22 protein-coding genes are annotated in these 24,492 nt (G+C 44.8%); 17 read left to right on the top strand and 5 right to left on the bottom strand.

The window, feature by feature from the left end; all coding sequences use genetic code 11:
* Window positions 1–147 precede the first annotated feature (147 nt).
* Together L3V36_RS07530 and L3V36_RS07525 are read left to right on the top strand one after the other, a co-directional pair.
* Window positions 148–1,752, top strand: a complete 1,605-nt coding sequence (locus tag L3V36_RS07530) for a long-chain fatty acid--CoA ligase (protein WP_208775631.1) — start codon at window positions 148–150, stop codon at window positions 1,750–1,752.
* A complete protein-coding gene (locus tag L3V36_RS07525; RefSeq protein ID WP_208775632.1) occupies window positions 1,745–3,394 on the top strand; it encodes a GMC family oxidoreductase N-terminal domain-containing protein in 1,650 nt (549 codons plus the stop codon). Before L3V36_RS07530 ends, L3V36_RS07525 begins: the two co-directional genes overlap by 8 nt.
* 145 nt (window positions 3,395–3,539) lie before the next feature.
* Here L3V36_RS07525 and trxC read toward each other — a convergent pair whose 3' ends face one another.
* Complete coding sequence (trxC, locus tag L3V36_RS07520; RefSeq protein WP_050650372.1) at window positions 3,540–3,974, bottom strand: thioredoxin TrxC; 435 nt, start codon at window positions 3,972–3,974, stop codon at window positions 3,540–3,542.
* A 122-nt stretch (window positions 3,975–4,096) separates the two neighbouring features.
* Between trxC and L3V36_RS07515 the strand changes: the two genes are divergently transcribed.
* From L3V36_RS07515 to L3V36_RS07495, 5 genes are all read left to right on the top strand, one after another.
* Window positions 4,097–5,194, top strand: coding sequence for a ketoacyl-ACP synthase III (locus tag L3V36_RS07515; RefSeq protein WP_004731084.1), 1,098 nt, complete (start codon window positions 4,097–4,099; stop codon window positions 5,192–5,194).
* 51 nt (window positions 5,195–5,245) lie between these two features.
* Window positions 5,246–5,710 carry a GNAT family N-acetyltransferase gene (locus tag L3V36_RS07510; RefSeq protein ID WP_208775633.1) on the top strand — a complete coding sequence of 155 codons (465 nt, stop codon included), beginning with the start codon at window positions 5,246–5,248 and terminating at the stop codon, window positions 5,708–5,710.
* 99 nt (window positions 5,711–5,809) lie between these two features.
* Entirely contained in the window at window positions 5,810–7,042 is a 1,233-nt protein-coding gene (locus L3V36_RS07505; protein ID WP_208775634.1) for a glycosyltransferase, read from the top strand.
* Between the two features lie 223 nt (window positions 7,043–7,265).
* Window positions 7,266–7,745 (top strand): YeeE/YedE family protein, encoded by a 480-nt coding sequence (locus L3V36_RS07500; protein WP_208775635.1) that lies wholly within the window; start codon window positions 7,266–7,268, stop codon window positions 7,743–7,745.
* Window positions 7,745–8,176 carry a YeeE/YedE family protein gene (locus L3V36_RS07495; RefSeq protein ID WP_208775636.1) on the top strand — a complete coding sequence of 144 codons (432 nt, stop codon included), beginning with the start codon at window positions 7,745–7,747 and terminating at the stop codon, window positions 8,174–8,176. The genes L3V36_RS07500 and L3V36_RS07495 overlap by 1 nt, the downstream gene beginning before the upstream one ends.
* Window positions 8,177–8,333: 157 nt before the next feature.
* On the opposite strand, the gene L3V36_RS07490 is transcribed toward L3V36_RS07495, so the two are convergent.
* Window positions 8,334–9,212 carry an endonuclease/exonuclease/phosphatase family protein gene (locus L3V36_RS07490; RefSeq protein ID WP_208775637.1) on the bottom strand — a complete coding sequence of 293 codons (879 nt, stop codon included), beginning with the start codon at window positions 9,210–9,212 and terminating at the stop codon, window positions 8,334–8,336.
* A gap of 303 nt (window positions 9,213–9,515) precedes the next feature.
* Here L3V36_RS07490 and nrdD point away from each other — a divergent pair, with 303 nt between their 5' ends.
* A complete protein-coding gene (gene nrdD, locus L3V36_RS07485; RefSeq protein ID WP_065607057.1) occupies window positions 9,516–11,636 on the top strand; it encodes an anaerobic ribonucleoside-triphosphate reductase in 2,121 nt (706 codons plus the stop codon).
* Window positions 11,637–11,808: 172 nt separating this feature from the next.
* Window positions 11,809–12,279: an anaerobic ribonucleoside-triphosphate reductase-activating protein gene (gene nrdG, locus L3V36_RS07480; protein WP_017090409.1), complete on the top strand. Its 471-nt coding sequence runs from the start codon at window positions 11,809–11,811 to the stop codon at window positions 12,277–12,279.
* A gap of 138 nt (window positions 12,280–12,417) precedes the next feature.
* On the opposite strand, the gene L3V36_RS07475 is transcribed toward nrdG, so the two are convergent.
* The gene (locus tag L3V36_RS07475) at window positions 12,418–13,845 is read right to left on the bottom strand and encodes an MATE family efflux transporter (RefSeq protein ID WP_102447411.1); all 1,428 of its coding nucleotides are present in this window, start codon (window positions 13,843–13,845) and stop codon (window positions 12,418–12,420) included.
* Window positions 13,846–13,935: 90 nt separating this feature from the next.
* On the opposite strand from L3V36_RS07475, the gene L3V36_RS07470 reads away from it, so the two are divergent.
* From L3V36_RS07470 to L3V36_RS07455, 4 genes are all read left to right on the top strand, one after another.
* Window positions 13,936–14,772 (top strand): AraC family transcriptional regulator, encoded by an 837-nt coding sequence (locus L3V36_RS07470; RefSeq protein WP_102447410.1) that lies wholly within the window; start codon window positions 13,936–13,938, stop codon window positions 14,770–14,772.
* A 210-nt stretch (window positions 14,773–14,982) separates the two neighbouring features.
* Window positions 14,983–16,167: an amino acid aminotransferase gene (locus tag L3V36_RS07465; RefSeq protein ID WP_004731055.1), complete on the top strand. Its 1,185-nt coding sequence runs from the start codon at window positions 14,983–14,985 to the stop codon at window positions 16,165–16,167.
* Between the two features lie 11 nt (window positions 16,168–16,178).
* On the top strand, window positions 16,179–16,865 hold the full coding sequence (locus tag L3V36_RS07460) for a RimK/LysX family protein (RefSeq protein WP_017081072.1): 687 nt from the start codon (window positions 16,179–16,181) through the stop codon (window positions 16,863–16,865).
* A gap of 311 nt (window positions 16,866–17,176) precedes the next feature.
* Entirely contained in the window at window positions 17,177–18,784 is a 1,608-nt protein-coding gene (locus tag L3V36_RS07455; protein ID WP_076648427.1) for an ABC-F family ATPase, read from the top strand.
* Window positions 18,785–18,952: 168 nt separating this feature from the next.
* On the opposite strand, the gene L3V36_RS07450 is transcribed toward L3V36_RS07455, so the two are convergent.
* Window positions 18,953–19,477: a hypothetical protein gene (locus tag L3V36_RS07450; protein WP_017087055.1), complete on the bottom strand. Its 525-nt coding sequence runs from the start codon at window positions 19,475–19,477 to the stop codon at window positions 18,953–18,955.
* 99 nt (window positions 19,478–19,576) lie between these two features.
* On the bottom strand, window positions 19,577–19,975 hold the full coding sequence (locus L3V36_RS07445) for a NirD/YgiW/YdeI family stress tolerance protein (RefSeq protein ID WP_017095730.1): 399 nt from the start codon (window positions 19,973–19,975) through the stop codon (window positions 19,577–19,579).
* A gap of 288 nt (window positions 19,976–20,263) precedes the next feature.
* Here L3V36_RS07445 and L3V36_RS07440 point away from each other — a divergent pair, with 288 nt between their 5' ends.
* The 4 genes from L3V36_RS07440 (at window position 20,264) to modC (ending at window position 24,461) form a co-directional block, all read left to right on the top strand.
* Window positions 20,264–21,730: a cobyric acid synthase gene (locus L3V36_RS07440; protein ID WP_208775638.1), complete on the top strand. Its 1,467-nt coding sequence runs from the start codon at window positions 20,264–20,266 to the stop codon at window positions 21,728–21,730.
* A gap of 170 nt (window positions 21,731–21,900) precedes the next feature.
* Window positions 21,901–22,659: a molybdate ABC transporter substrate-binding protein gene (gene modA, locus L3V36_RS07435; RefSeq protein WP_208775639.1), complete on the top strand. Its 759-nt coding sequence runs from the start codon at window positions 21,901–21,903 to the stop codon at window positions 22,657–22,659.
* Window positions 22,660–23,358 (top strand): molybdate ABC transporter permease subunit, encoded by a 699-nt coding sequence (gene modB / locus L3V36_RS07430; protein ID WP_004731040.1) that lies wholly within the window; start codon window positions 22,660–22,662, stop codon window positions 23,356–23,358. It begins immediately after the preceding gene.
* Window positions 23,355–24,461, top strand: a complete 1,107-nt coding sequence (modC, locus tag L3V36_RS07425) for a molybdenum ABC transporter ATP-binding protein ModC (protein WP_004731038.1) — start codon at window positions 23,355–23,357, stop codon at window positions 24,459–24,461. Before modB ends, modC begins: the two co-directional genes overlap by 4 nt.
* Window positions 24,462–24,492 lie beyond the last annotated feature (31 nt).

Below are 24,492 nucleotides of genomic sequence, written 5' to 3'. Positions count from 1 at the left end.
CACGTGTGCATAGGGTTGAAATAACAATAGATTAGAAACGAAAGCAAAGAACAAATGAACATAGGTTAAACACATATTCGAAACAAAATACAACAACGTCTACGGTGACCGTGATTAATAGGTCTAAGCCGAATAAGGAGATCATGGATGCACAATCTTGCTGTTAACTTGGAGCGCAGCGCTTCGCTTTTCCCAAAGAAAGTCGCTCTACGAATGGGGACGGATGAAGTCAGCTTTTCTCAGTTGGAACAACTTTCTGGAAACGTCGCCGCTAATTTAAAGAGGCTGGGGCTCAAGAAAGGAGATAAGGTCGCGTTGTCGTGTCCGAATGTCACGTATTTCCCGATTGCCTATTATGGGATTCTAAAAGCAGGCTGCGTCGTGGTGCCTTTGAACGTGTTATTTAAAGCAAGAGAGATCGCTTATCACCTCAATGACTCTGATGCGAAAGCTTATTTATGCTTTGAGGGTAGTGAAGAGCTTCCAATTGGTCGCTATGGTTTACAAGGTTTCGAACAGGCAAACCACTGTGAATACTTTGTCGAGATGCCTATCCCAACAAGTACAGACACGACTCCAGAAACAAACGAGCAGCATGAATCAATCGCTGACTGGTTAGCACAACCTTTGATTCCTTTTGAGTCTGTGGCTTGCCATGGTGATGATACCGCTGTGATTCTTTATACTTCAGGTACGACAGGTCAGCCAAAAGGAGCAGAGCTTTCTCACACCAATATGCAAACCAACGCGATGTCGTCACAGTATCTAATGCGATTGGAGTACAGCGACACCACAATGGCCACACTGCCTTTATTCCATAGCTTCGGCCAGACGGTCATGATGAACGCGAGTGTGCTAACAGGGTCGACCATGGTGTTGATTCCGCGTTTCGAACCGTCACTGGTGATCGACCAGATCATTAACCACAAAGTCAGCGTGTTTGCGGGCGTTCCTACTATGTATATCGCGCTATTAAAGGCGAGAGAGGAGTCTCCTGATAGCTTAGAAAACACAAGCAAACGCTCTGAACAGGTTAAACACAGCTTGAGGTTGGGTGTTTCTGGCGGTGCTTCTATGCCACTTGAGGTTATTCGACAGTTTGAGTCTCGCTTTGAGCTTCCAGTATTAGAAGGCTATGGTTTATCAGAAACAGCGCCAGTTGCGACCTTTAATCATATTGATGGTGACCGATTGTCTGGCAGTGTGGGGCAACCTTTGTGTGGTCACCTTATCAAGATTACTGATATACAAGGCAACTCTGTTGCAATGGGTGAATTGGGTGAAGTCTGCATCAAGAGTCCAAGTGTCATGAAAGGCTACTATCAAAGGCCAGAGGCGACAGCAGAAGCGATAAGAGACGGTTGGTTCCTAACAGGAGATATTGGACGCACCGATGAGCACGGCAACTTGTTCATTGTTGACCGCGTTAAAGACATGATCATCCGTGGGGGTTACAACGTGTATCCGCGCGAAATCGAAGAAGTATTGATGTGTCATCCTGATGTCGAAATGGTCGCGGTTGTGGGTGAACATCATGATCGCCTAGGCGAGGAGATTCACGCTCATGTGGTGCTTCACGAACATACGCAATGTGATAGTGCAGATCTGATTACATGGTGTCGTGAGCAATTGGCCGATTACAAATATCCGCGTAAGGTATTCATTCGCAAAGCCTTACCCATGACAGCAACCGGCAAAATATTGAAGCGCGAATTGCACCCACTAGAAATAGCGGAGATGACTAATGGATAGTTATGATTTTATTGTTGTTGGCGGTGGTTCTGCGGGGTGTGTCATGGCTTCTCGGTTGTCGGAAGATCCTAATGTCACTGTTTGCTTGTTAGAAGCGGGCGGTAAAGACACGAGCCCATTCATTCATACACCGGTTGGCGTGGTTGCGATGATGCCAACCAAACTCAATAATTGGGCCTTCGAAACGGTTGAACAGCCGGGTTTGAACGGCCGCAAAGGTTACCAACCGAGAGGTAAGACACTTGGTGGGTCTAGTTCTATCAATGCCATGATGTACGCTCGTGGGCACCGCTATGACTACGATACATGGGAAAGCTTGGGAAACACAGGCTGGAACTATGATTCGTGTCTGCCTTATTTTAAGAAAGCCGAAAACAACGAAGTTCATCAAGATGAGTTTCATGGTCAAGGTGGTCCTCTTAATGTGGCAAACCTTAGATCGCCAAGCCCTATGCTGGAACGTTATTTAACGGCGTGTGAGTCTATAGGTGTACCTCGTAACGAAGACATTAACGGTGCTGCTCAGTTTGGCGCGATGCCGACCCAGGTCACTCAGCTGAATGGTGAACGATGCAGCGCTGCCAAGGCTTACTTAACGCCAAACCTTTCACGATCGAATCTCACGGTCGTTACTAAAGCCACCACGCATAAGGTCTTGTTTGAAGGTAAGCAAGCGGTTGGCGTTGAATATGGCTCGGACGGACAGCGTTATCAGATCAGATCCAACAAAGAGGTGATTCTATCTGCTGGTGCATTTGGTTCTCCCCAGTTGTTATTACTGTCTGGTGTCGGTGCTAAAGACGATTTGGAGGCGCATGACATCGAACAGGTTCATGAGTTGCCTGGAGTGGGCAAGAACCTCCAAGACCATATCGACTTGGTGCATTCGTACAAGTGCAGTGAAAAGCGTGAAACTTTTGGTATCTCGCTACAAATGGCCTCTGAAATGACCAAAGCTCTGCCGCTATGGCACAAAGAACGCCGTGGCAAGATGAGCAGTAATTTTGCAGAGGGGATAGGTTTTCTTTGTTCAGAAGATCATATCGCGGTGCCGGATTTAGAGTTTGTATTTGTGGTCGCTGTTGTCGATGACCATGCAAGAAAAATCCATACCAGTCATGGTTTTACCTCTCATGTCACCTTGTTGCGTCCGAAAAGCAACGGCAGCGTAACGCTCAATAGTAATGATCCTTATGATCCGCCTAAGATCGATCCTGCGTTTTTCAGTCATCCTGAAGATATGGAGATCATGATTAAGGGCTGGAAGAAGCAGTATCAAATGTTAGAGAGTTCGGCGTTTGATGACATCCGTGGCAATGCTTTCTACCCAGTGGACGCCAGTGATGACAAGGCTATCGAGCAAGATATTCGCAACCGTGCAGATACTCAGTATCACCCGGTCGGGACCTGTAAAATGGGCCCTAACAGTGATTTATTAGCCGTGGTAGATAACGATCTTAAAGTTTATGGATTGGATAACTTAAGAGTCATTGATGCTTCTGTGATGCCGACACTGATTGGGGCAAACACCAATGCGCCAACCATTATGATTGCTGAAAAAGTCGCAGACCAAATCAAAGAGGAATACGGGTTAGGTAAGCAAGCATCTAGTATTCAAGCGAAAGGCGAAGCTGTGGTTTAACTCAAGAAGCGAAGTGATAACCACGAATAAAACAGTAGGTTAGATAGTCTTGATTTGGTAAGACTCTCTAACCTATTTTTGTGTGCTTACTTAGAATAAAGCCAAAGCCAATTAAATCGCTTAATCAATAGCTTAAATAATAGTGTTACTTGGTTAGAGCTTGATTAAGCCATTGATCAAATTGGCCTTTTGGTAACGCACCGTTAATCGTATCGACACGTTTGCCATCTTTAAACACCATCACCGTGGGAATGCTTCTGATTTGGTACATCGCGGCAAGCTGTTGCTGAGCTTCAGTATCAATCTTAACGAATCGAACATCTCCAGAGCGCTCTTTTGCAACGTCGCTGAACACAGGTGCAAAACCCACGCATGGGTTACACCATGTCGCCCAGAAATCGACAACCACAGGCTGTGAACTGTTCAAGATAGATTGGAAATTAAGTGACGTTCCTTCGACTGGAGCGCCATCGAGCAATGCTGTTTTGCATTTACCACAAGTTGGGCTTTCTGAAATTCTTTCTGAAGGAACTCGGTTTACGCCATTACAAGAAGGGCATCGTGTGTTGAATGTAGACATAACTTTCTCTTTTTATTGTAACTCCGTTGCTAACGCGATTTACGAATCACGCACGGAGCGCTTATACTGTTTAAAACTAGAATACGATACTTAAATAAAAACAAACAATAAACAGGTAAATGATGACAAAATTTTACGCCGAAATTACTGGCTGGGGAAAGTGTCTACCACCAGCCGTGCTGTCCAATGATGATCTAAGCACTTTCATTGATACGTCTGACGAGTGGATTCGAACTCGAACTGGTATCGAAAACCGTCGTATCAGTCATGTAAATACCTCTGAGCTAGCGACTGTTGCAGCGAAACATGCCATGGCGTGTGCTGGCCTAACAGCCGAAGATATCGATCTCGTGATCATCGCGACGTGCAGCCCAGATTCCCTTATTCCAAATACCGCATCTAAGGTTCAACAGAACTTAGGCATTAAGAGTGCAGCGGCTTTCGACCTTAACGCAGCGTGTACTGGCTTCATCTACGGCGTTGAAACGGCAACTCGATTGATTCAGGCTGGTAATTACCGCAACGCCATCGTTGTGGGTGCTGAGCGTCTGTCATTCTTCATTGATTGGACCAAGCGTGACACTGCGGTTCTTTTCGGTGACGGCGCTGGCGCTGTGGTTCTATCACGTACTGAAGAGCAAGTGGGTTTACAAGAAGCTCAAATCGGTTGTGACGCCGAAGGCCGCGATATTCTAGCGGTACCAAAATTCGGTACTTCTATGGACCGCTTTGCGGCTGACAACGGTTACTGGGACTTCGATTTCGTTGGTAAAGAGATCTTCAAACGCGCAGTGAAAGGCATGGGCGCAGCGGCACACACAGTCTTGAGCCGCACAGGTATCTCAACCGACAATATCGACGTTGTGATCCCGCACCAAGCCAACATCCGAATCATCCAAACTCTGTGTGATATGGCGGGTATCGATCGCGAAAAAGCGTTTGTTAACATCCAAAACTACGGCAACACATCGGCTGCAACTGTGCCAATTGCATTATGTGAGTCGCTAGAGCAAGGTTTCGTTAAGCCTAACGACAACATTCTTGTTGCAGCATTTGGCGCGGGTTTAACTTGGGGTGCTGGCCATATTAAATGGGGCAGCCGTGTTGAACCGCTGGGTCAATCAGATGCTAAGCTTCCGGAAGCCGACAAATCTGCTTTAGAGCTTCTAGAAAGAGCCATTTTACACTGTAAAACGCACCCAAACTCAGCGACTGAATAACGCTAATGAGCGACGTGTTATGGATAAAGTGTTTTGAGTAAAGTGCGCCTTATGAAGAAAGCCGACCTCGATGGGGCGGCTTTGGTTCATCAAGCAGCCTTTGTTCGACAGCAATATTCGCGAGAGTGGTTACAATGTAACTTAATCGCTTCACCACGCTTTCTTAACTTTGTTGCTGAAAGCGAAGGTGAAATTGTTGGCTACATTATTTGGGTTCAGAAAAGTGGCTTTAGACCGGAAGCTGTTTTAGAACTAGAACAACTTGCCGTATTGCCAAGCGCTCAAGGTCAAGGATTGGGTAGAAAGCTGATTCTTGAATCTCTGCCGCAAGTGAAGCAGCAGCTAGCGCAGCAAGGTTCGGCACTAAAGCATGTTCTGGTTACCACTAGAGCGGATAACTTTGCACAAAAACTGTATCAGTCGACATTAGGCGCTGAAGTCGAAACCACGATTTCAAACCTGTATTCTGCTGATGAAGTGCTTATGATAGCTCGCAATGTAGGTGAGCGAATCTGATCGCTGAGTTCTTAGAACCCATTATAATCAGCGGTATAAATCGACTTACGTTTAATTAGGGACTTCTACAGTCCCTTTTGTTATTTCTTAGGAAGTGTTTTGAAGAAAGTTTTAGCAATTGGCTACGTTTGGCCAGAACCGAATTCATCGGCGGCTGGCAGCCACATGATGTCTCTTTTACGTCTATTTAAGAGGCAAGGTTGGTCCGTTGAGTTCGCAACGCCAGCTCAAGAAACCGAGCACATGATTGATCTCTCTGAAGAGGGCATCACGAGCCAATCTATACAGTTGAATTGCGACAGCTTTGACCAGTACATAGAAGAGCTGCAACCCGATATCGTGATGTTCGACCGTTTTATGATGGAAGAGCAATTTGGCTGGCGTGTGGAGAAGGTATGTCCGAATGCATTTAAGTTATTGGATACCGAAGACTTGCAGTTTCTACGTAATGCACGCCACGAAGCCGTTAAGAAAGAGACTGAACTGACCAAAGCTCATTTATACAGTGACTTGGCGAAACGTGAAATTGCTGCGATTTTACGCTGTGATCTTTCATTGATCATTTCAAGCTATGAGATGGAGCTGCTTCAATCTGAATTCAATGTCGATCCTAAACTGCTTCATCACTTGCCGTTCATGGTTGATCTCAATACTCTACCTGAAAGCACGAAAAGCTTTGAAGAACGTAAGCATTTCATGACGATAGGTAACTTTAGACACGCACCGAACTGGGATGCAGTGCTTCAGTTACAGAAGATTTGGCCGAAGATCCGCAAGCAGCTGCCTGACACTGAACTTCATATTTATGGATCGTATCCGCCACCAAAAGCGACTGCATTACACAACCCTAAAACCGGTTTCCATATCAAAGGTTGGGCTAAAGACGCTCAAGAAGTGATGGAGCAAGCACGTGTGTGTGTTGCACCTCTACGATTTGGCGCGGGCATTAAAGGCAAGTTGCTTGATGCGATGAAGTTACAAACTCCGAATGTGACGAGCGAAATTGGTAGTGAAGGCATGTTACCGCAAGGTGAATTGCAATGGCCTGGCGCAGTTGAAGACGATATCGACGAGTTTGTTGAAGCTGCCGTTGCCCTCTATAAAGATGAAGAGAAGTGGCTGAAGGCACAAAGCCAATGTCATTCGATCCTTGAAACGCACTACGAGCAGAATCAACTGGGTGACAAATTGATTGAGCGATTAACTGCGTTAGAGTCTGAACTTGAATCTCATCGACTGGATAACTTCTTTGGTTCGATGCTCAAGCACCACAGCATGGCGAGTACCAAGTACATGTCGCAGTGGATAGCTGAAAAGAACAAGACTAAGTAACTGACACAATAAACCGAATCAAATCATAAGCCCTTAGGTTAACGCCTAGGGGCTTTTTTCATGGGGGACGCTTCTAAATTCCAAACTTACAAATCGAAACATAACGCCATTACATTAGCATTGACTAATTTATATTTATTAGTAAACTCTAATTTATATTTATTAGTAAGACCTAATTTGAAGTGCGACGAGTTAAATTTAAGTTTGTGGATGGGAGAGGTCAATGATGAGTTTAATACCTTGGGATGCATTTTTTGGTGGCATGCTACTAGGCGCGTCGGCAATTATTCTGATGTTGGGGATCGGGCGAGTTGCGGGGATCAGCGGAATCGTTAGCCGATTATTGCCTTCTAGAAACAACAAAAGATTAGAATCAGGATCTGAATCCAGCTCGGATACCAACACAGAGAAAACCGAAAAACATTGGCGACTTGCCTTTGTTGTCGGAATGGTCGCAAGCGGTTGGTTATTGATTCCAACGGGCTACCAACTTCCGCAATTAAAAGAGATCAACTTCGCGGTGGTAATCATAGCCGGACTATTGGTGGGCTTCGGTACCAAGATGGCGAACGGTTGTACTAGCGGTCATGGCATTGTCGGAATGGCTCGTTTATCTAAACGTTCAATTGTCGCGACCTGTGTATTTATGGGTGTCGCGATGGCAACAGTGTTGGTTAAAAACCTGATTGGCTTGGGGGCATAATGAAAAACTCTTCATTTACTATCGTTATCGGCTTGCTCGCAGGTCTTCTGTTTGGGGTTGGAATGATCATTTCAGGCATGGTTGATCCTAACAAGGTACTCGGCTTCTTAGACATTACCGGTAACTGGGACATTAGCTTGGCATTCGTTATGGGTGGCGCGCTATTGATCTTCGCTCCGTTTTATCATCTGGTCATTAAGAAGCGCTCTCAAGCCGTCAATGGCGAACATTTAGATAGCAGTAACAATCCACTAATCGACAGAAAGCTGATTCTTGGCTCTACAGCGTTTGGTTTAGGTTGGGGGATTGCAGGCTTTTGCCCAGGGCCTGCAGTAACCAGCCTTAGTGGCGGTAACCCTACGGTATGGCTATTCGTCTTAAGTATGCTGGTGGGGATGTGGCTGGCGGGTCGAACCAATAAAAACTGCTAGCAGTGCGCCTACCATTTCTTGCATGGCTGATAGGATTCGCTCTTATCTGACCAAATAGAGAGGCTGACCCGCTTTAAGTAAAAAGCCAGTCAGCCTCGTTCTATATCTACTGTTTTCAATTATTTGCACTTATCTACAATCTGCAGTTATCTATAACTTACTGTTTGATCGTTGTTGAAACTGGGCAGTGATCACTGAGTTTGTAGTCCAGCACATCTTGCGTTTCAAACACCTTTTGCTTTGCAGGAGAGGCATCTAAGGACTTGCTCACCACAATATGGTCAATCACCGAACGAAATTGATGCGTGCGATGGTTATTGCGGTTTGAGCGCACCTTACAATCTGCTCGAGTTTTTCTTGTTGCCAACTGAGCATCGGTATTTTGCGCCATATCTTTCCACATCCAATCTCGTGAGTAGGAGAGGTTATGGTTAAAGTCGCCCAGAATCGCGTAGTCTTCGCCTTTACGTTCTCTTTGCTGTATCCACTTATTCAGTTGTTGAGCTTGGTCTTTGAGCCTTGAACAGTCACGGTTCGACTTGTAAGCGCCGCTGCATCCGGCCTTTAAGTGCACTGACAACATGTGAATTGGATTTGAATCCGTTTCCACAACCATATAACTGGCAAATCTGAGCTTGCTGTTAGCACTCGTTTCCAGAGGAAAGTCAGCGTAGTCAGTGAGAGCGATTCCTTTACGAACCGCGAAGCCCGTATATTGGTTCACTTCTTTGAATTGTCGGTTACTGTTTTTGGGCAATGCGCGGTCAGACATCAAGATTTTGTATTGATCGCCAGCGATGCGCTGAATGTCATTGACGTCGTCGACTTCTTGAAAGGCGACCACATCCGTATCTAAGGATTGGAAATACTGTTCGAGTTTATCGAAATCTGCTTGGTTTCGTTTGGAAGAAAACTTATTCACAGCCTCGTTGGTTGATAACCATTCGATATTCCAACTGGATATGGTCAAAGGTTCAGCAAATGTCTGGCTACTGAGTAAGCAAGCTAACATTATCCACTTTTGAAGTCGTTTCATCCCAAATATCCCTAATTTTGGTGTCCAATATAGTTGAGCCGTTATCCTACAACACTTACCAAAAATTCAACTCTTTTTAGCAGTTTTTTTATTGTTACATTGTTTCTTTTCGACTTGAGAACTCACGTAATAATATTGGATTTATCTTGTTCAGCGTGCGCGTTTTATTGATCCAAATCAATACTCAAAGTTGGTGGTTCTCGTTAAATACGCCACAATATCTAGTGTTAGTTAAACGATAAATCGCTCTATATAGTGTGTTTGTGGATAAGTCTGTGAATACCTCAAGAGTAAGGAGAAGTGGTGAAATCAATCGTAATCAAGCGTGATGGCTCAAGAGCTCCATTCAGTAGAGATCGTATCCAAGCTGCAGTGGAAGCAGCATCAGACAAAGCCGATAAGGAAATTGCTATTTATGCTCTGAATGTGGCATTAGCAGTTGAGTTGAAGCTCGAAGACTACGATGAAGTTCATATTTCTGAAATTCAGACTTTGGTCGAGAACGAGCTAATGCAGGGACCTTATAAGTCTCTGGCTCGTGCCTACATTGAATATCGTCATGACCGTGACATCGCACGTGAAAAGCAAAGTGCTTTAACTCGTGAGATCGAAGGCTTGATCGAAGAAAGCAATGTTGATCTGATCAATGAGAATGCCAACAAAGACGGTAAAGTTATCCCAACTCAGCGTGACTTACTGGCGGGTATCGTGGCTAAACACTATGCAAAAACTCACATTTTGCCGCGTGACATCGTACAAGCTCACGAGTGTGGTGACATTCATTACCACGATCTAGACTACGCACCGTTCTTCCCAATGTTTAACTGTATGCTTATCGATCTGAAAGGCATGTTAACGCATGGCTTCAAGATGGGTAACGCGGAGATCGACACGCCTAAGTCTATTTCTACAGCAACAGCAGTAACCGCACAGATCATCGCGCAAGTCGCGAGCCACATTTATGGCGGTACTACGATTAACCGTATCGATGAGGTTTTAGAGCCTTACGTTATGGCGAGCTACGAGAAGCATTTATCACTAGCGAAAGAGTGGGACATTCATAGCCCAGAAGCTTTTGCTATCTCTCGTACAGAGAAAGAGTGTTACGACGCGTTCCAATCTTTGGAATACGAAGTAAATACGCTACACACGGCTAATGGCCAAACTCCATTCGTTACGTTTGGTTTTGGTCTAGGCGAAAGCTGGGGTTCGAAACTTATCCAGCAATCTATCTTGAAAAACCGCATCGCAGGTTTGGGTAAGAACCGTAAAACAGCCGTGTTCCCTAAATTGGTGTTTGCAATCAAAGATGGTTTGAACCACCAGAAGCAAGATCCGAACTACGACATCAAGCAACTAGCGCTTGAGTGTGCGTCTAAGCGTATGTACCCGGACATTCTTAACTACGACAAAGTAGTAGAAGTGACAGGGTCATTTAAAACGCCTATGGGTTGCCGTAGCTTCTTGAATACTTACGAAGAAAATGGTGAGTTGATTCACGAAGGCCGTAACAACTTAGGTGTTGTTAGCTTGAACTTGCCACGTATTGCGATTAACGCGCAGCGTGATATGACTAAGTTCTACGAACTGCTTGATGAAAAACTGAAGCTGGCTCGTCGCGCTTTAGAAACTCGTATCTCGCGTCTAGAAAACGTGAAAGCGCGCGTTGCTCCAATCCTTTACATGGAAGGTGCTTGTGGCGTTCGCTTGAAAGCTGACGACTCCATTGCTGATATCTTCAAGAACGGTCGTGCATCGGTTTCTCTTGGTTACATCGGTATCCACGAAGCAATGACTGCGCTTTACGGCACAGACGTTCACCTGTACGACGACGGCGAAATGCGTGCTAAAGCGCTTGAGCTGGTGGAATACATGAAGCGTGAAGTGGAATCTTGGACGAAAGAGACAGGTTACGCATTCAGTCTATACGGCACACCAAGTGAAAACCTATGTAGCCGTTTCTGTAGCATCGACACCAAAGAGTTTGGTGTGATTGATGGCGTAACAGACCGTGGTTACTACACCAACAGTTTCCACTTAGATGTGCAGAAGAAAGTGAACCCATACGACAAGATCGATTTCGAGATGCCTTATCCAGAAATCTCAAGCGGTGGTTTCATCTGTTACGGAGAATTCCCGAACATGCAGAAGAACATCGAAGCGCTAGAAAACGTATGGGACTACAGCTACACACGTGTTCCTTACTACGGCACCAACACGCCGATTGATGAGTGCTACGAATGTGGTTACAACGGTGAGTTCGACTGTACAAGTAAGGGCTTTACGTGTCCTAAGTGTGGCAACCATGACTCAACCAAAGTGTCGGTAACGCGCCGCGTTTGTGGTTACCTTGGTAGCCCAGATGCACGACCATTTAACTTCGGTAAACAAGAAGAAGTTAAACGCCGCGTAAAGCATCTTTAATCTAACGAAGGATCTTAGTTAAGATCTGCGATCTTTAGCGAGTTAACTTAGAAGAGCTACGTTTCAAGAAATAAGATTGGTATCGGCGCTATGTCGATACCAATTCTTTCGTTTCAGTTGTTACAGCACTTCCTTCAAACTATTAAGCAATAACGAGTTTCAATACTGCCTTATGAATTACCATCAATATCACCCAATCGACGTTGTAAACGGCCCAGGAACACGCTGCACTTTGTTTGTGTCGGGTTGTGTGCACCAGTGTCGCGGGTGTTATAACCAGTCGACACAAAGATTGGACTCTGGGCATTTGTTTACTCAAGAACTGCAAGACCAAATTATCGCTGATCTCAATGATCCGCGAATCAAGCGTCGTGGTTTATCACTTTCTGGTGGTGACCCAATGCATCCGGCAAACGTGTCTGAAGTGCTTAAGCTTGTTCAGCGTGTGAAAGCAGAATGTGAAGGCAAAGACATCTGGATGTGGACGGGCTACGAGCTAGATGAGCTTGATGAAAAGCAGAAGCAAGTATTGGAATACGTTGATACCTTGATTGATGGTCGCTTCGAGCAAGATAAAGCGGATCCAATGTTAGATTGGCGTGGTAGTTCAAACCAAATCATCCATCGGTTTACTGACTTATAAGATTTGTTCTGATTCAGTATTCTCGTAAACAGAAACAGAAAAAAGGGCTTCATCGTTAGCGCAATGCTACAAATCAGCCCTTGGGGGTGAGTTCTTTTGAATCTATCGCCCGAACGTAAGTGTCGGTTTGGCGCCTGTCTAAATAGGAATATGCTCAGGCTCGTCGATTAGATTATTTATCCATTTCTTAGATTGAATCCGTTGGCTCGTCAGAACTATTTTGGCTAGCTCTTCGAGTAACACAATCATCAAAACCCATTCTAACGGCCAACCCAACACTAGCGCAGTAAAGTAGGCAAGGGGAATACCAATCGCCCATTGGCCAAACAGATCGATGAAGATGCTGTAGTTGATGTCTCCACCACTTTTCAGCACGCCGCCAATGCCAACCATATTGAAGACTCTCAGTATCATGCCGAGTGCCATGACTAAGGTAACGTTGACTGCCGTGTCTTTGAACTCTAAGTGTGTAAGCTCGATCATGTACACGATCGCGGGTTTAGCAAACCAGCACATCAAGGCTAACAGAGCAGCAAGCCCACAGCTGACCAAAACATATCCCCAAGCGGTATTCTCAACACGTTGATAGTTCTTCGCGCCGATCTCGTTGCCTAAAATGATCGAAGCAGCGACGGCAAAGCCCATGAACGCCGAGATCAAGATGCTTTCTACTGGTGATAACAGTGAAATGATCGCAAGCTCGCCAACGCCCATCTGACCAACAATAACGTTATAAATCAGAATGCCACCCGCCCAAGCCGTGTCATGAATCAACATAGGTATCGCTATCGTGAAGTACTTCTTTCTATGCTTAGGTAATATCGCATCTCGCCAATTGCTTAATGTCGGGAATAGATGCACATAGTGTTTCTTCGTCATGATAAGCAGCGCGATCGTCTGAAAGAATCGAGACACCGTGGTGCCAATAGCCGCACCAACTACGCCCAGTTCTGGAAATCCAAACAAACCAAAGATCAGCAATGCGTTGAGAATCGCATTAACGATGATTGCCCAGATGCTGATCTTGGTGGGCAGCTTGGCTTCGCCGACCGATCGCAGTGCGCTTTCTAGCGGCACTACGATCGCGGTACCAATAAGGCTGGCTCCTGTTATCCAAAGGTAATCCGTTGCCAATCGGACGTAATCAGGGTCTGAGGCCACCACAGACACCACTGATTCAGGAGCCAATGTATAGATGAAAACAAAGGGGATGATGGCAAAGATCGACAGTGCCCATGATTGCGCTAGTGTACGTCGAATTCCGTTGAAATTACCGGCGCCAAAATATTGTGAAGCTAGCACGCTCACAGCTCCGCTAATCCCCGATACCATGATCAAGTTGAAGAAGAAGATGCGGTTGCCAACGCCAACAGCGGCGGTTGCAGAATCACCAAGCTGATTGACCATAAAAATATCGACCACGCCTAGTAATGAAAACAACATGGTTTGCAGTGAGACAGGCAAACCGATGTGCAAAAGTTTTTGCCAAAAATCTTTGTCCAAATGACGATATGTCGAGAGCATCGCATTTCCCCTGTGGTTAATATGCGAGAAGTTTATCGGCATTTGTTTTGCCTGTATTGTTCCTGTTCATCACAAACTTTTGCCAAACTATCTAGTTTAGTGGTTTGGAAATTTATGCGAGCTATCAATTGAATGAATGAGAAGCAAGAACGGTATGAGATTTCTGAAAACACGCATCAAGAGTTTGTCGACCAAAGCCATGTATTGGCATTCGAAGAGCTCGGTATCGTTCAGTGTGGGACGGCGTCGTGTCGAGATTTCTTTTCAGTGCATAGGAAAAACCAACAAAAGCACATGCTGCTATATACGGTTAGGGGCAAAGGTTGGTTGGAAAGTGGGGCGTGTCGCTACATTCTAGAGCCAGGGTCGTGTATTACCGTGCCTGCGGGCATTGAGAATGGATTCGGGATTGAAGAAGAAACATGGCAAATTGCATGGATCTTTCTCTCGCCAGATAAAAAATGGGAGGGTGTCGTGAGTGATGAAGTTAACTACACCCTTTCGCCAGCAGCTGAGGTGGTGTCGTCCTGCATTCATACCTTGCTCAGAAGTATTGCCTTACCCATCGATTTAGGAGGAGCAATTGCTAATTATAGTGTGGCTCAAATAGAATACATGATTAATGCGCCGGTACCGCAGCAACAGTCACGCAATTTGATTCGTTTAAGACGAGTGTTCGATAACGTACAAAAGCAGCTCCACAAGGAATGGAACGTTCATGAGCTGGCAGGCTTATTCCCGTGTTCAGAGCCCCATTTCCATCGTTTGTGCCAACGTTATTATTCACATAGCCCTATGACTCATATCATGCGTATGAGGATGGAGTATGCAGCACGCTTGCTGAAGTCGAGTGATTGGTCGATTCAACATATTGGCGAGATAGTGGGTTATCCCAATGCCGCTAACTTTAGTACTCGGTTTAAGGCGTGGTCTGGAATGACACCGAGGCAATTCAAACAGAACACTTAATTGAAGTCGTAACAAAAGACTTAACAATAAGCCCGTTTATTTTGTGATTGGTCATTAAACACCCGAAATGTTCACTTTATCTTGGCTTAAAATGACCAATCTCTGATTACTTCTGGTAACTAAGCTCTTCTATTAAAAAATGTTTCTGATTTTAGTACGAAAATGTTAACGTGAAATTCAATACTTGAATTTCAAAGGGTTGTGACTTTCATGTTTTCACATCTACCAAAACCAACTTTAGATCCAATTTTATCTCTTTCTGTCGCTTACCGCGGCGATCCTCGTACTGACAAAGTCGATTTAGGCATTGGCGTTTACAAAAACGACCAAGGCGAAACACCGATCATGAAAGCCGTTTCTATGGCTCAAGACATTGTTGTCGATACTCAGAAAACCAAAGCTTACGTTGGCCTAGCAGGCTGTGAAGAGTTTAACCAGAGCATGGTTGATCTGCTGCTTAAAGGGACTTCAGCAATGGATCGCGTTGCTGCGATTCAAACACCAGGTGCAAGCGGTGCACTTCGTATGTTGGGCGATTTAATGAAAGTCTCTCAACCAGACACCACCGTTTGGATCTCAAACCCAAGCTACGTTAACCATAAACCGGTGATGGAAGCAGCGGGCTTAAAAGTTCGATACTACAATTACTTCAGTCCTGAAACGAAGCAAGTTGATACTGCAAGAATGTTGGATGACCTTTCAAAAGCGGGTCCATCAGACGTGGTACTACTGCATGGTTGCTGCCATAACCCAACGGGTGCGGATATCAACTTTGAAGCGTGGCAGGAAATCACCAAGTTATCTCAGAAGAATGGTTTCTTACCGTTCGTTGATATTGCCTACCAAGGCTTTGGCGATGGCCTAGAAGAAGACGCGAAAGGTCTTCAACATATGGCTAACAACGTAGAAGAGATGCTGATTACTACGTCTTGTTCAAAAAACTTCGGTTTGTACCGTGAAAGAACGGGTGCAGCGATTGTGATTGGTAAGAACAGCGAACACGTTGGTAACGCAAAAGGTAAGCTTCTAACGCTTGCTCGTTCAACTTACACGATGCCGCCTGATCACGGTGCCGCGTTGGTTAAAACAATTCTTCAGAATCAAGAGCTAACATCGATTTGGAAGCAAGAATTGAGTGAAATGCAGCAACGTTTGTTAAATCTGCGCCAAAGTTTATGTGATGAATTGCGAAATACTTACAACACGTCACACTTTGACTTCATTGAAAGCCATAAAGGTATGTTTAGTGTACTAGGCTTTAAAGAAACTCAAATGAATCAATTACGTGAAGAATATGGAGTCTATGGTGTTGGTGACGGACGCATCAATATCGCAGGCCTTTCTGAATCCCATATTCCTTATGTAGCTAAAGCGATAGCTAACGTTTCGAAATAAAAGGTGACTGAATGTATAATTGGAAAGCGATTGTAGTTTTAATGCTAAGTGGTGGCCTGTTTGCTTGTTCGACGACGACTCAAGTTCCTGTCGAGCCAGAGCAAAAGCCTCAAGTAGAACAACCTGTTGTGGATGACTCTTCAAAGACTGACGCAACTGAAGGCGAGAAAGTAACGGAACCTACAGAGAAGCCTGAAGAAGTAAAACCAACTGAGCCAGAAGTTAAACCTGAGCCAGTTGAAAAGCCACCAGCAAAACCGTTAAAAACGGATGATGGAAAACTGATTCTTGGTGAAGAAGAGTGGGTGTTTGTTCCTGGTTTGAAAGAAGCATTTAAAGCTCGTATTGATACAGGCGCAACAACATCTTCGATCAGTGCTGTAGATATCGTTGATTTTGAGCGTGACGGAAAAGATTGGGTTAAGTTTAAAATTGAACATGACGGTATCACAACCAAAGAGATCAGTTTACCGGTAGAGCGTTGGGTTAAGATCAAGCAGTCGAGCGCGGAAGGCACACAACGACGTGCTGTTGTCGTAGCTTCAATTCAAATCGGCGATCTGAAAGACAAAACTGAGTTTACGTTAGCAGACCGAACGCATCTTTCTTTCCCTATTCTATTGGGTAGAAGTTTCTTTAGAGATGTTGCGGTAGTGGATGTAAGCCAAAAGTACGTTCAAAAGAAAATTACTAAATAGCACTTCGTCTCATAATCAGGGTTTTTAGACTTGAAGAGAGATAGCTTTAACAGAACACTTTAGTGTCGATAAATAGAATCCCCGTCAGTTCAACTGGTGGGGATTTTTCTATTTACACGTTAATAACGTATGAAAAGCATCTAAATGGTCTATGTTTACGATTCGTTTACGGTTTGGCCTCGACAACGTGATCGAGATCTCTATATAATCCGCGCTTCGATTTTTGTTTAATCCATACTTTCGTACTTCTTATTTTGGTTCTTGAAATAGCCTAATAATTATCTGTCAGTACACGCTTAGGAATTAGTTCTTTGATATCTACCGCGAACATCACAATGCAATTTGGCGCAGAGCCGCTGTTTGAAAACATCTCTGCTAAATTTGGTAACGGCAACCGCTATGGTTTGATCGGCGCCAATGGTTGCGGCAAGTCAACGTTCATGAAAATCCTAAGTGGTGCATTAACGCCAAGCTCGGGCAACGTTTCTATCACTCCAGGAGAAAAACTGGGTGTGCTAAGCCAAGATCAGTTCGCTTTTGAACAATACAGCGTTATCGACGTTGTGATCATGGGTGACAGAAAACTGTGGGAAGTAAAACAAGAACGTGACCGTATTTACTCTTTGCCAGAAATGAGCGAAGACGATGGTATGAAAGTCGCTGAACTTGAAAGTGAATTCGCTGAAATGGATGGCTACACAGCTGAAAGCCGTGCAGGTGATATCCTAATTCAAGCGGGTATCGAAGAAGAGTTCCATTTCGGCCTAATGCAGCAAGTTGCTCCAGGTTGGAAACTGCGTGTGCTTCTGGCGCAAGCTCTATTTGCAAACCCAGATATTCTGCTTCTTGATGAACCAACCAACAACTTGGACATTCACACGATCAACTGGCTTGCTGAAGAGCTAAACCAGCGTAAATGTACAATGATCATCATTTCGCATGATAGACACTTCCTGAACTCTGTGTGTACGCACATGGCTGATATCGACTACGGTGAGCTACGTGTTTACCCTGGTAACTACGAGTACTTCCTAGAAGCTTCTGGTTTGATTCGTGACCAACTTCTAGCAAACAACGCTAAGAAAGCCGCTGAAATTAGCGAACTTCAAGATTTCGTTAACCGTTTTGGTGCAAACGCATCTAAAGCGAAGCAAGCAAGTTCACGTGCTAAGAAAATGGACAAAATCACGCTTGATGAAGTGAAATCATCGAGCCGTATGAGCCCATCAATTGATTTTGGTGAAGGCAAGAAATTGCACCGTCAAGCGCTTGAACTTAAAGAGCTTAGTCACGGCTTCGATGGCGAAACACTGTTTGCTGGTGGGAACTTGCTGCTTGAAGCGGGCACACGTCTTGCTGTTATCGGTGAGAACGGTGTGGGTAAAACCACGCTGCTACGTTGCCTAGTTCAAGAACTAGAGCAAAACGAAGGTATCGTTAAATGGTCTGAAAACGCATCGGTAGGCTACTGCCCACAAGATAGCACGACTGACTTTGACAACGACCTGAGCATCTTCGATTGGATCTCTCAATGGCGCACAGTGAAGCACGATGACCTTATGGTACGTGGCATTCTAGGTCGTCTATTGTTTACTGCTGATGACGCGAACAAGAAAGCGCGTAACTGTTCAGGTGGTGAGAAGAACCGTCTGTTATTCGGCAAGCTAATGATGCAAGACATCAACGTGCTTGTAATGGACGAACCAACGAACCACATGGACATGGAAGCAATTCAAGCGCTTAACGATGCGTTGAAGGTTTACACTGGCACACTTATCTTCGTAAGCCATGACCGTGAGTTCGTTTCTTCTTTGGCGACACACGTTATTGATGTGAAAGACAAGCAACTGGTTAGTTTCCAAGGTACTTATGAAGAGTACTTAGATCATCAGAAAAAGATGCTGATGGTTAATTTATAAAGTAAGTCGCTGGCTTAGGGCGTGAACGACTAAAAGCCAGCGAAACTAACAAACAAAAAAGCCCCGAACATTAATGTGTTCGGGGCTTTTCTATGTAATTTGTACAGCTATTTATTACTTAGTGACGAAACCTTAGCTTATCAATAAAACCTAGGCAGCTGATTCAGTTTAGAAGCCGAATCGAGCAGACATTAAGATTTGATGACCATAAGTACCGTTGTTTCGCAGATCTACACCAACAGAAAGTTGATCGGTTGAGTGAAAACGAGCACCAAAACCAACAATTGAGTTGCTGTTATCGTTATCAATCAGTTGACCAAGGCGTGCGTTGACTTCAACATTTGCAATGATCCAGGCTTTTACGCCGATGTTTACTTCCGTTTTAATGTCGTTTTCATCGTTTCGCTCGATGTTGTGTAACAGCATCTGGCCATAGATATCGGCAAACTGTCCAATCGGACCATTAAAGCCAACACCAGCTGCAGCATCCCAGTCACTTTCGAAACCACTATCAATACGACCGATAAAATGAGCATTTTGAGTAAATAGTGTTGTGAACTCACCACCAAACGTACTAGGGCTAGCCCCCATGCGTAGCTCGAATGTGTTGTAGTTAAAGTTGTTTGCAGACGCAGAGAATGAACACAGTGCAGCTAGTCCTAAAAGGACAGTCTTATTCGTGCAACCTAGCATGGTGACTCCATATAAATTGTATTTTTCGGCAGTATAATACAAAAAAGCCTGCAATATGCAGGCCAATTATTTGAAGTCAGTATGTTTTATATTTATCGCTTATAGAACTTGGATATGATCCACTTCGATTTCCGGTGTCTTGCCGCCTTCGTATTCGCCGAAGATACGTACTTTAGTATCAGCAGTTAGCGGTTGTGCTAGGCGGATATCATCATCCAATTCGATTTGAATTTCACTCTGTCCATCAGAGAAGACAAATGTATCATTCTTTAGCTGACGAACAATCTTGCCATCTACAATCGCTTCTTGCTCTGCGAACATGCTTGTGTCTGCAAGTAGTGTAGCAACAGAAACGGTTTCAATCGGCCCTGTGTAAGCGATAGCGCTCTCGTGCTTGCTATTGCTGTTGTTGTTATTGCTGCTGTGGTGGTCACTAGCCATTGCAAAAGTAGGGGCAAGGATAATAGTAGATGCGATAGCTAATACAGTTGTTTTCATGGTGAATCCCTTAATGTTGTTTTTAGTAGAAACGTTTTTCTGAATTTGAAACGTTTCTTTTCGTTAGTACGTTTTATTTGCTGATGCGCTGCTTATCGTTCATAAGCTTCGTTTCGATGGAGCTATTAAACAACACTGGGGTTGAATCCAGACTGAGTAACACATTCATTTTCCATTCATTTTATTGAGCATCTACTCGGCAATGACGTTAAGATGGAGGCAGAGAAATATTGCCTACAGCTATAAATTGAAAATTAAGAAATTAAGAAATTAAGGATTTAAGTACAGATGCGATCACCGTTAAACGCCCTTATGGTTCAAGGAACAACGTCAGATGCCGGAAAAAGTGTTTTGGTGGCAGGTTTATGCCGTGTTTTGGCAAGGAAAGGAATCAAAGTGGCACCTTTTAAGCCACAAAACATGGCGTTAAACAGTGCGGTGACAAAAGATGGCGGCGAAATTGGTCGCGCTCAAGCGGTTCAGGCGCAAGCTTGTAACATTGAACCTACTGTTCACATGAATCCGGTATTGCTAAAACCCAATTCAGATACTGGCGCACAAGTTATTCTGCAAGGCCGAGCGATCAGTAATATGGAAGCTACGGGCTATCATGATTACAAGAAAGTGGCGATGGATACCGTTATTGATTCGTTTGACCGACTTTCTGAAGAATACGAAAGCGTGATGATTGAAGGTGCGGGTAGCCCAGCCGAAATCAATCTTCGCGAAAATGATATCGCTAACATGGGATTTGCTGAGAAAGCGGACATCCCGGTGATCATTGTTGCCGATATTGACCGTGGTGGCGTTTTTGCGCACCTCTACGGCACATTAGAGTTGTTATCTGAGTCCGAACAAGCTCGCGTAAAAGGCTTTGTGATAAACCGCTTTAGAGGCGATATCGCGTTACTTCAATCTGGACTTGATTGGTTAGAAGAGAAAACCGGCAAGCCTGTGATTGGTGTATTGCCATATCTGCATGGTTTTAACCTAGAAGCGGAAGATGCCATTACCTCAGCCCAAGAGTCTGACGGAGAAGCTAAACTTAAAGTCGTGGTGCCAGTGCTAACCCGAATCAGCAACCATACGGACTTCGACGCGTTAAGACTTAATCCTTCCATTGATTTACGTTATGTCGGTAAAGGTGAACGTGTAAACAATGCAGATTTGATTATCTTGCCGGGTACAAAATCGGTAAGAGCAGATTTGGATTACCTAAAACAACAAGGCTGGGATAAAGATATTCAGCGTCATTTACGCTTGGGCGGCAAAGTGATGGGTATTTGTGGTGGTTACCAAATGCTAGGAAATATCATCCACGATCCAGATGGCGTTGAAGGTGAGCCAGGAAGCAGCGAAGGGTTAGGGTATCTCGATACTGAAACGACGCTAACACAACAGAAAACCTTAACAAACGTGCGTGGCACCATGACACTTGATGGCAAAACAGCACAAGTAAAAGGGTATGAGATCCACGTAGGTAGGACTGATGTCAAAGAAATAGCATTACCGGTTCAGTTAGAATCAGGCAGCCTTGATGGCGCTGTGAATCAAGATAACTCGATTTTTGGTACTTACCTGCATGGCGTATTCGATAACAGCGATGCGTTGTCGCTTATTTGCGAATGGGCAGGAGCCGACGATGTAACAGCGATTGACCATGAACAGCTTAAAGAGCTGGGTATCAATCGAATCGCTGATGCCATCGAAGAGCATTTAAATCTTGACTTGCTTTGGCCGGAATTAACCATTTAGGTCTGAATTTAAAAGCTTTAGCCTGAATTCAAAAGTTTATGTCTGACTTAATAGCTTCAGTCAGAGTTAAAAGCTTTAGCTGAGTTAATAGCTTTAGCTTTCGTTAAACCGTTGAGTCTGACTTAAAAGCGATCTCAAGAACTGAAACGAACAATAGATAAGTGATCACAATGAAAAAGCGAGTCATCCTTTTAACCATCGCCTTAACTTCGGCATTGAGTTCTAGTCATCTTTTGGCTGCGGAAAAGCTACGAGTTTACGCTGCATCGTCGATGACGAATGCGGTTAACTTGTTGGTCGAAGAGTTTGAGAAAGATCATTCTGTCGATGTTATTCCAGTTTATGCGAGCACGTCATCTTTGGTGCGCCAAATCGAAAGAGGCGCGCCAGCAGACATCTTTATCTCGGCAAACGAAAAATGGATGACGCATTTAGTCGATCGTCAATTGGTTTCTAGTGACAATGTCACAAACTTGTGCGAAAACGAATTGGTGTTGATTTCCCCGAAAGAGACACCAATATCTTTGGATCTAGCAAACGGTGACCAATGGGCTAAACTACTAACGAATGAAAGACTTGCGGTTGGCAACACTATGTCGGTTCCTGCAGGTATCTATGCGAAAGAAGCGCTAGAAACGTTAGGTGTCTGGGACGACGTGAAGACTCGATTGGCACCAAGTAACAATGTTCGAATGGCATTGGCTTTGGTAGAGCGTAGTGAAGCTAAGCTTGGTATTGTCTACAAAACAGATGCGTTGCTTTCTAAAGAAGTGAACCTCGTGTCGACGTTCCCATCAAATTTACATACGCCAATACGTTACCCTGTAGCGAAATTGAGCGATAAAGTCGTCGCAGAAGAGTTTTATACTTTCCTAAATAGCGAAAAAGCGAAGAACACCTTGAACAGTTTTGGATTTGAAGTGCGTTAAATGATGTATTTATCGGAATACGAATACCAAGCCTTAATGCTGAGCTTGAAAGTCGCTGGGTTTGCCATCTTGTGGCTTATTCCTATCGGCATCGGCTTGGCATGGTTGCTTGCTAAGAAACAATTTGTGGGCAAAAGCATTGTAGAAAGTATTGTCCATTTGCCTTTGGTGCTTCCACCTGTGGTCATCGGTTACTTGTTGCTAGTGATGATGGGCAGACAAGGCGTTATTGGCTCTTGGCTTAATGACGTGTTTGGTATCGTATTCAGTTTTAGCTGGAAGGGCGCGGCACTCGCGTGTGTTGTTGTCGCGCTGCCATTGATGGTTCGCTCTATTCGTCTGAGCCTAGAAACCGTAGACAGTAAACTGGAAGAGGCCGCAGCCACATTGGGCGCTTCACCTCTTCGTGTGTTTTTCACCATCACTTTACCTTTGATGATCCCTGGGATCATTACCGGCACCATGCTTTCATTCGCAAGAAGCCTAGGTGAGTTTGGTGCGACCATCAGCTTCGTTTCAAATATTCCCGGTGAAACTCAAACCATTCCATTGGCCATGTATACCTTTATTGAAACCCCTGGCGCAGAAATGGAAGCGGCGCGTTTGTGTGTCATTTCAATTGTGATAGCGCTTGGTTCATTAATGCTATCTGAGTGGCTCAACAAAAAGTCAGCAAAACGCTTGGGAGGGAACGCATGAGTGCTTTGATCCTTCAATATCAACAGCAGCTTGGTGAAACCTTTTTCGATATCGACTTAGAACTCCCTAGCAGCGGAATTACAGCGATTTTTGGTCGTTCTGGTGCGGGGAAAACCTCCCTAATCAATGCGATTAGTGGCCTTAAACAGCCAGACAAAGGCTTGATCAGCGTATCTGGAACCACTCTGTTTGATAGTCGTAATGGCATTAATTTGCCAACCCACAAACGCAACGTTGGTTATGTGTTCCAAGAATCGCGATTGTTCCCGCACATGAAAGTCGCGGCGAATCTTAAGTACGGCATGAAAGGTGCTGACAAAGCGCACTTTGAGCAAATAGTCTCGCTGTTGTCTTTGGACTCATTGCTTGATCGCTATCCAGCTCGCCTGTCTGGCGGTGAGAAGCAACGTGTGGCAATTGGACGTGCTTTGTTGTCTAAGCCGAGTATTTTGTTGATGGATGAGCCATTGGCCTCTCTCGACTTACCTCGTAAGCGTGAAGTGATGCCGTTTCTGGAAAACCTCTCTGAAACAGTGAATATTCCAATCATCTACGTGACGCACAGCCTTAATGAGATCCTACGCTTAGCGAATCACCTTGTGATCATAGAGCAAGGCAAAGTCATTTCGTCGGGTGTGACGGAAGAAGTGTGGGCTTCAAGAGCCATGCAGCCGTGGCAATCATTCTCAGAACAAAGTTCATTGTTTGAGGGGACGTTGGCTGAGCACAATGACGATTACGCGTTGTCTCGACTGAAGCTTGGTAAATCGACATCGTTGTGGGTTCAGAAGGTGTCGAGCGACATTGGAGCTGCGGTAAGGTTACAAGTTAGGGCAAATGATGTCTCTATCACGCTAGAACAGCCGCAAGGCACTTCTATACGTAATATCCTCCCTGTGACCATTAAAAGCGTAGAGACGCACCAGCAAGGCTCAAACAAGCAGAGTGTTGCAGTAGAACTGGAGCTAGAGCCTGGTTGTTACTTGTGGGCCACTATAACCTTGTGGGCTCTGGACGAGTTGAGTTTGGAAATCGGTCAGCAAGTCTACGCTCAAATTAAAGGCGTGAGTGTCGCCCAGCGAGATATTGCCGTCACGCACTGATTCAAGCACGACCTTTGAGGCAATGAGTGAG

The sequence above is a fragment of the Vibrio sp. G-C-1 genome, assembly GCF_021728015.1.
Taxonomy (GTDB): domain Bacteria; phylum Pseudomonadota; class Gammaproteobacteria; order Enterobacterales; family Vibrionaceae; genus Vibrio; species Vibrio splendidus.
This window is presented reverse-complemented; position numbering and strand designations above follow the sequence as displayed.

What these genes read in the sequence shown, in the direction of transcription:
- L3V36_RS07530 (WP_208775631.1), top strand. Translation starts at nt 148, where the DNA reads ATGCACAATCTTGCTGTTAACTTGGAGCGCAGCGCTTCGCTTTTCCCA.
- L3V36_RS07525 (WP_208775632.1), top strand. Translation starts at nt 1,745, where the DNA reads ATGGATAGTTATGATTTTATTGTTGTTGGCGGTGGTTCTGCGGGGTGT.
- trxC (WP_050650372.1), bottom strand. Translation starts at nt 3,974, where the DNA reads ATGTCTACATTCAACACACGATGCCCTTCTTGTAATGGCGTAAACCGA.
- L3V36_RS07515 (WP_004731084.1), top strand. Translation starts at nt 4,097, where the DNA reads ATGACAAAATTTTACGCCGAAATTACTGGCTGGGGAAAGTGTCTACCA.
- L3V36_RS07510 (WP_208775633.1), top strand. Translation starts at nt 5,246, where the DNA reads ATGAAGAAAGCCGACCTCGATGGGGCGGCTTTGGTTCATCAAGCAGCC.
- L3V36_RS07500 (WP_208775635.1), top strand. Translation starts at nt 7,266, where the DNA reads ATGATGAGTTTAATACCTTGGGATGCATTTTTTGGTGGCATGCTACTA.
- L3V36_RS07495 (WP_208775636.1), top strand. Translation starts at nt 7,745, where the DNA reads ATGAAAAACTCTTCATTTACTATCGTTATCGGCTTGCTCGCAGGTCTT.
- L3V36_RS07490 (WP_208775637.1), bottom strand. Translation starts at nt 9,212, where the DNA reads ATGAAACGACTTCAAAAGTGGATAATGTTAGCTTGCTTACTCAGTAGC.
- nrdG (WP_017090409.1), top strand. Translation starts at nt 11,809, where the DNA reads ATGAATTACCATCAATATCACCCAATCGACGTTGTAAACGGCCCAGGA.
- L3V36_RS07475 (WP_102447411.1), bottom strand. Translation starts at nt 13,845, where the DNA reads ATGCCGATAAACTTCTCGCATATTAACCACAGGGGAAATGCGATGCTC.
- L3V36_RS07470 (WP_102447410.1), top strand. Translation starts at nt 13,936, where the DNA reads ATGAATGAGAAGCAAGAACGGTATGAGATTTCTGAAAACACGCATCAA.
- L3V36_RS07465 (WP_004731055.1), top strand. Translation starts at nt 14,983, where the DNA reads ATGTTTTCACATCTACCAAAACCAACTTTAGATCCAATTTTATCTCTT.
- L3V36_RS07460 (WP_017081072.1), top strand. Translation starts at nt 16,179, where the DNA reads ATGTATAATTGGAAAGCGATTGTAGTTTTAATGCTAAGTGGTGGCCTG.
- L3V36_RS07450 (WP_017087055.1), bottom strand. Translation starts at nt 19,477, where the DNA reads ATGCTAGGTTGCACGAATAAGACTGTCCTTTTAGGACTAGCTGCACTG.
- L3V36_RS07445 (WP_017095730.1), bottom strand. Translation starts at nt 19,975, where the DNA reads ATGAAAACAACTGTATTAGCTATCGCATCTACTATTATCCTTGCCCCT.
- L3V36_RS07440 (WP_208775638.1), top strand. Translation starts at nt 20,264, where the DNA reads ATGCGATCACCGTTAAACGCCCTTATGGTTCAAGGAACAACGTCAGAT.
- modA (WP_208775639.1), top strand. Translation starts at nt 21,901, where the DNA reads ATGAAAAAGCGAGTCATCCTTTTAACCATCGCCTTAACTTCGGCATTG.
- modB (WP_004731040.1), top strand. Translation starts at nt 22,660, where the DNA reads ATGATGTATTTATCGGAATACGAATACCAAGCCTTAATGCTGAGCTTG.
- modC (WP_004731038.1), top strand. Translation starts at nt 23,355, where the DNA reads ATGAGTGCTTTGATCCTTCAATATCAACAGCAGCTTGGTGAAACCTTT.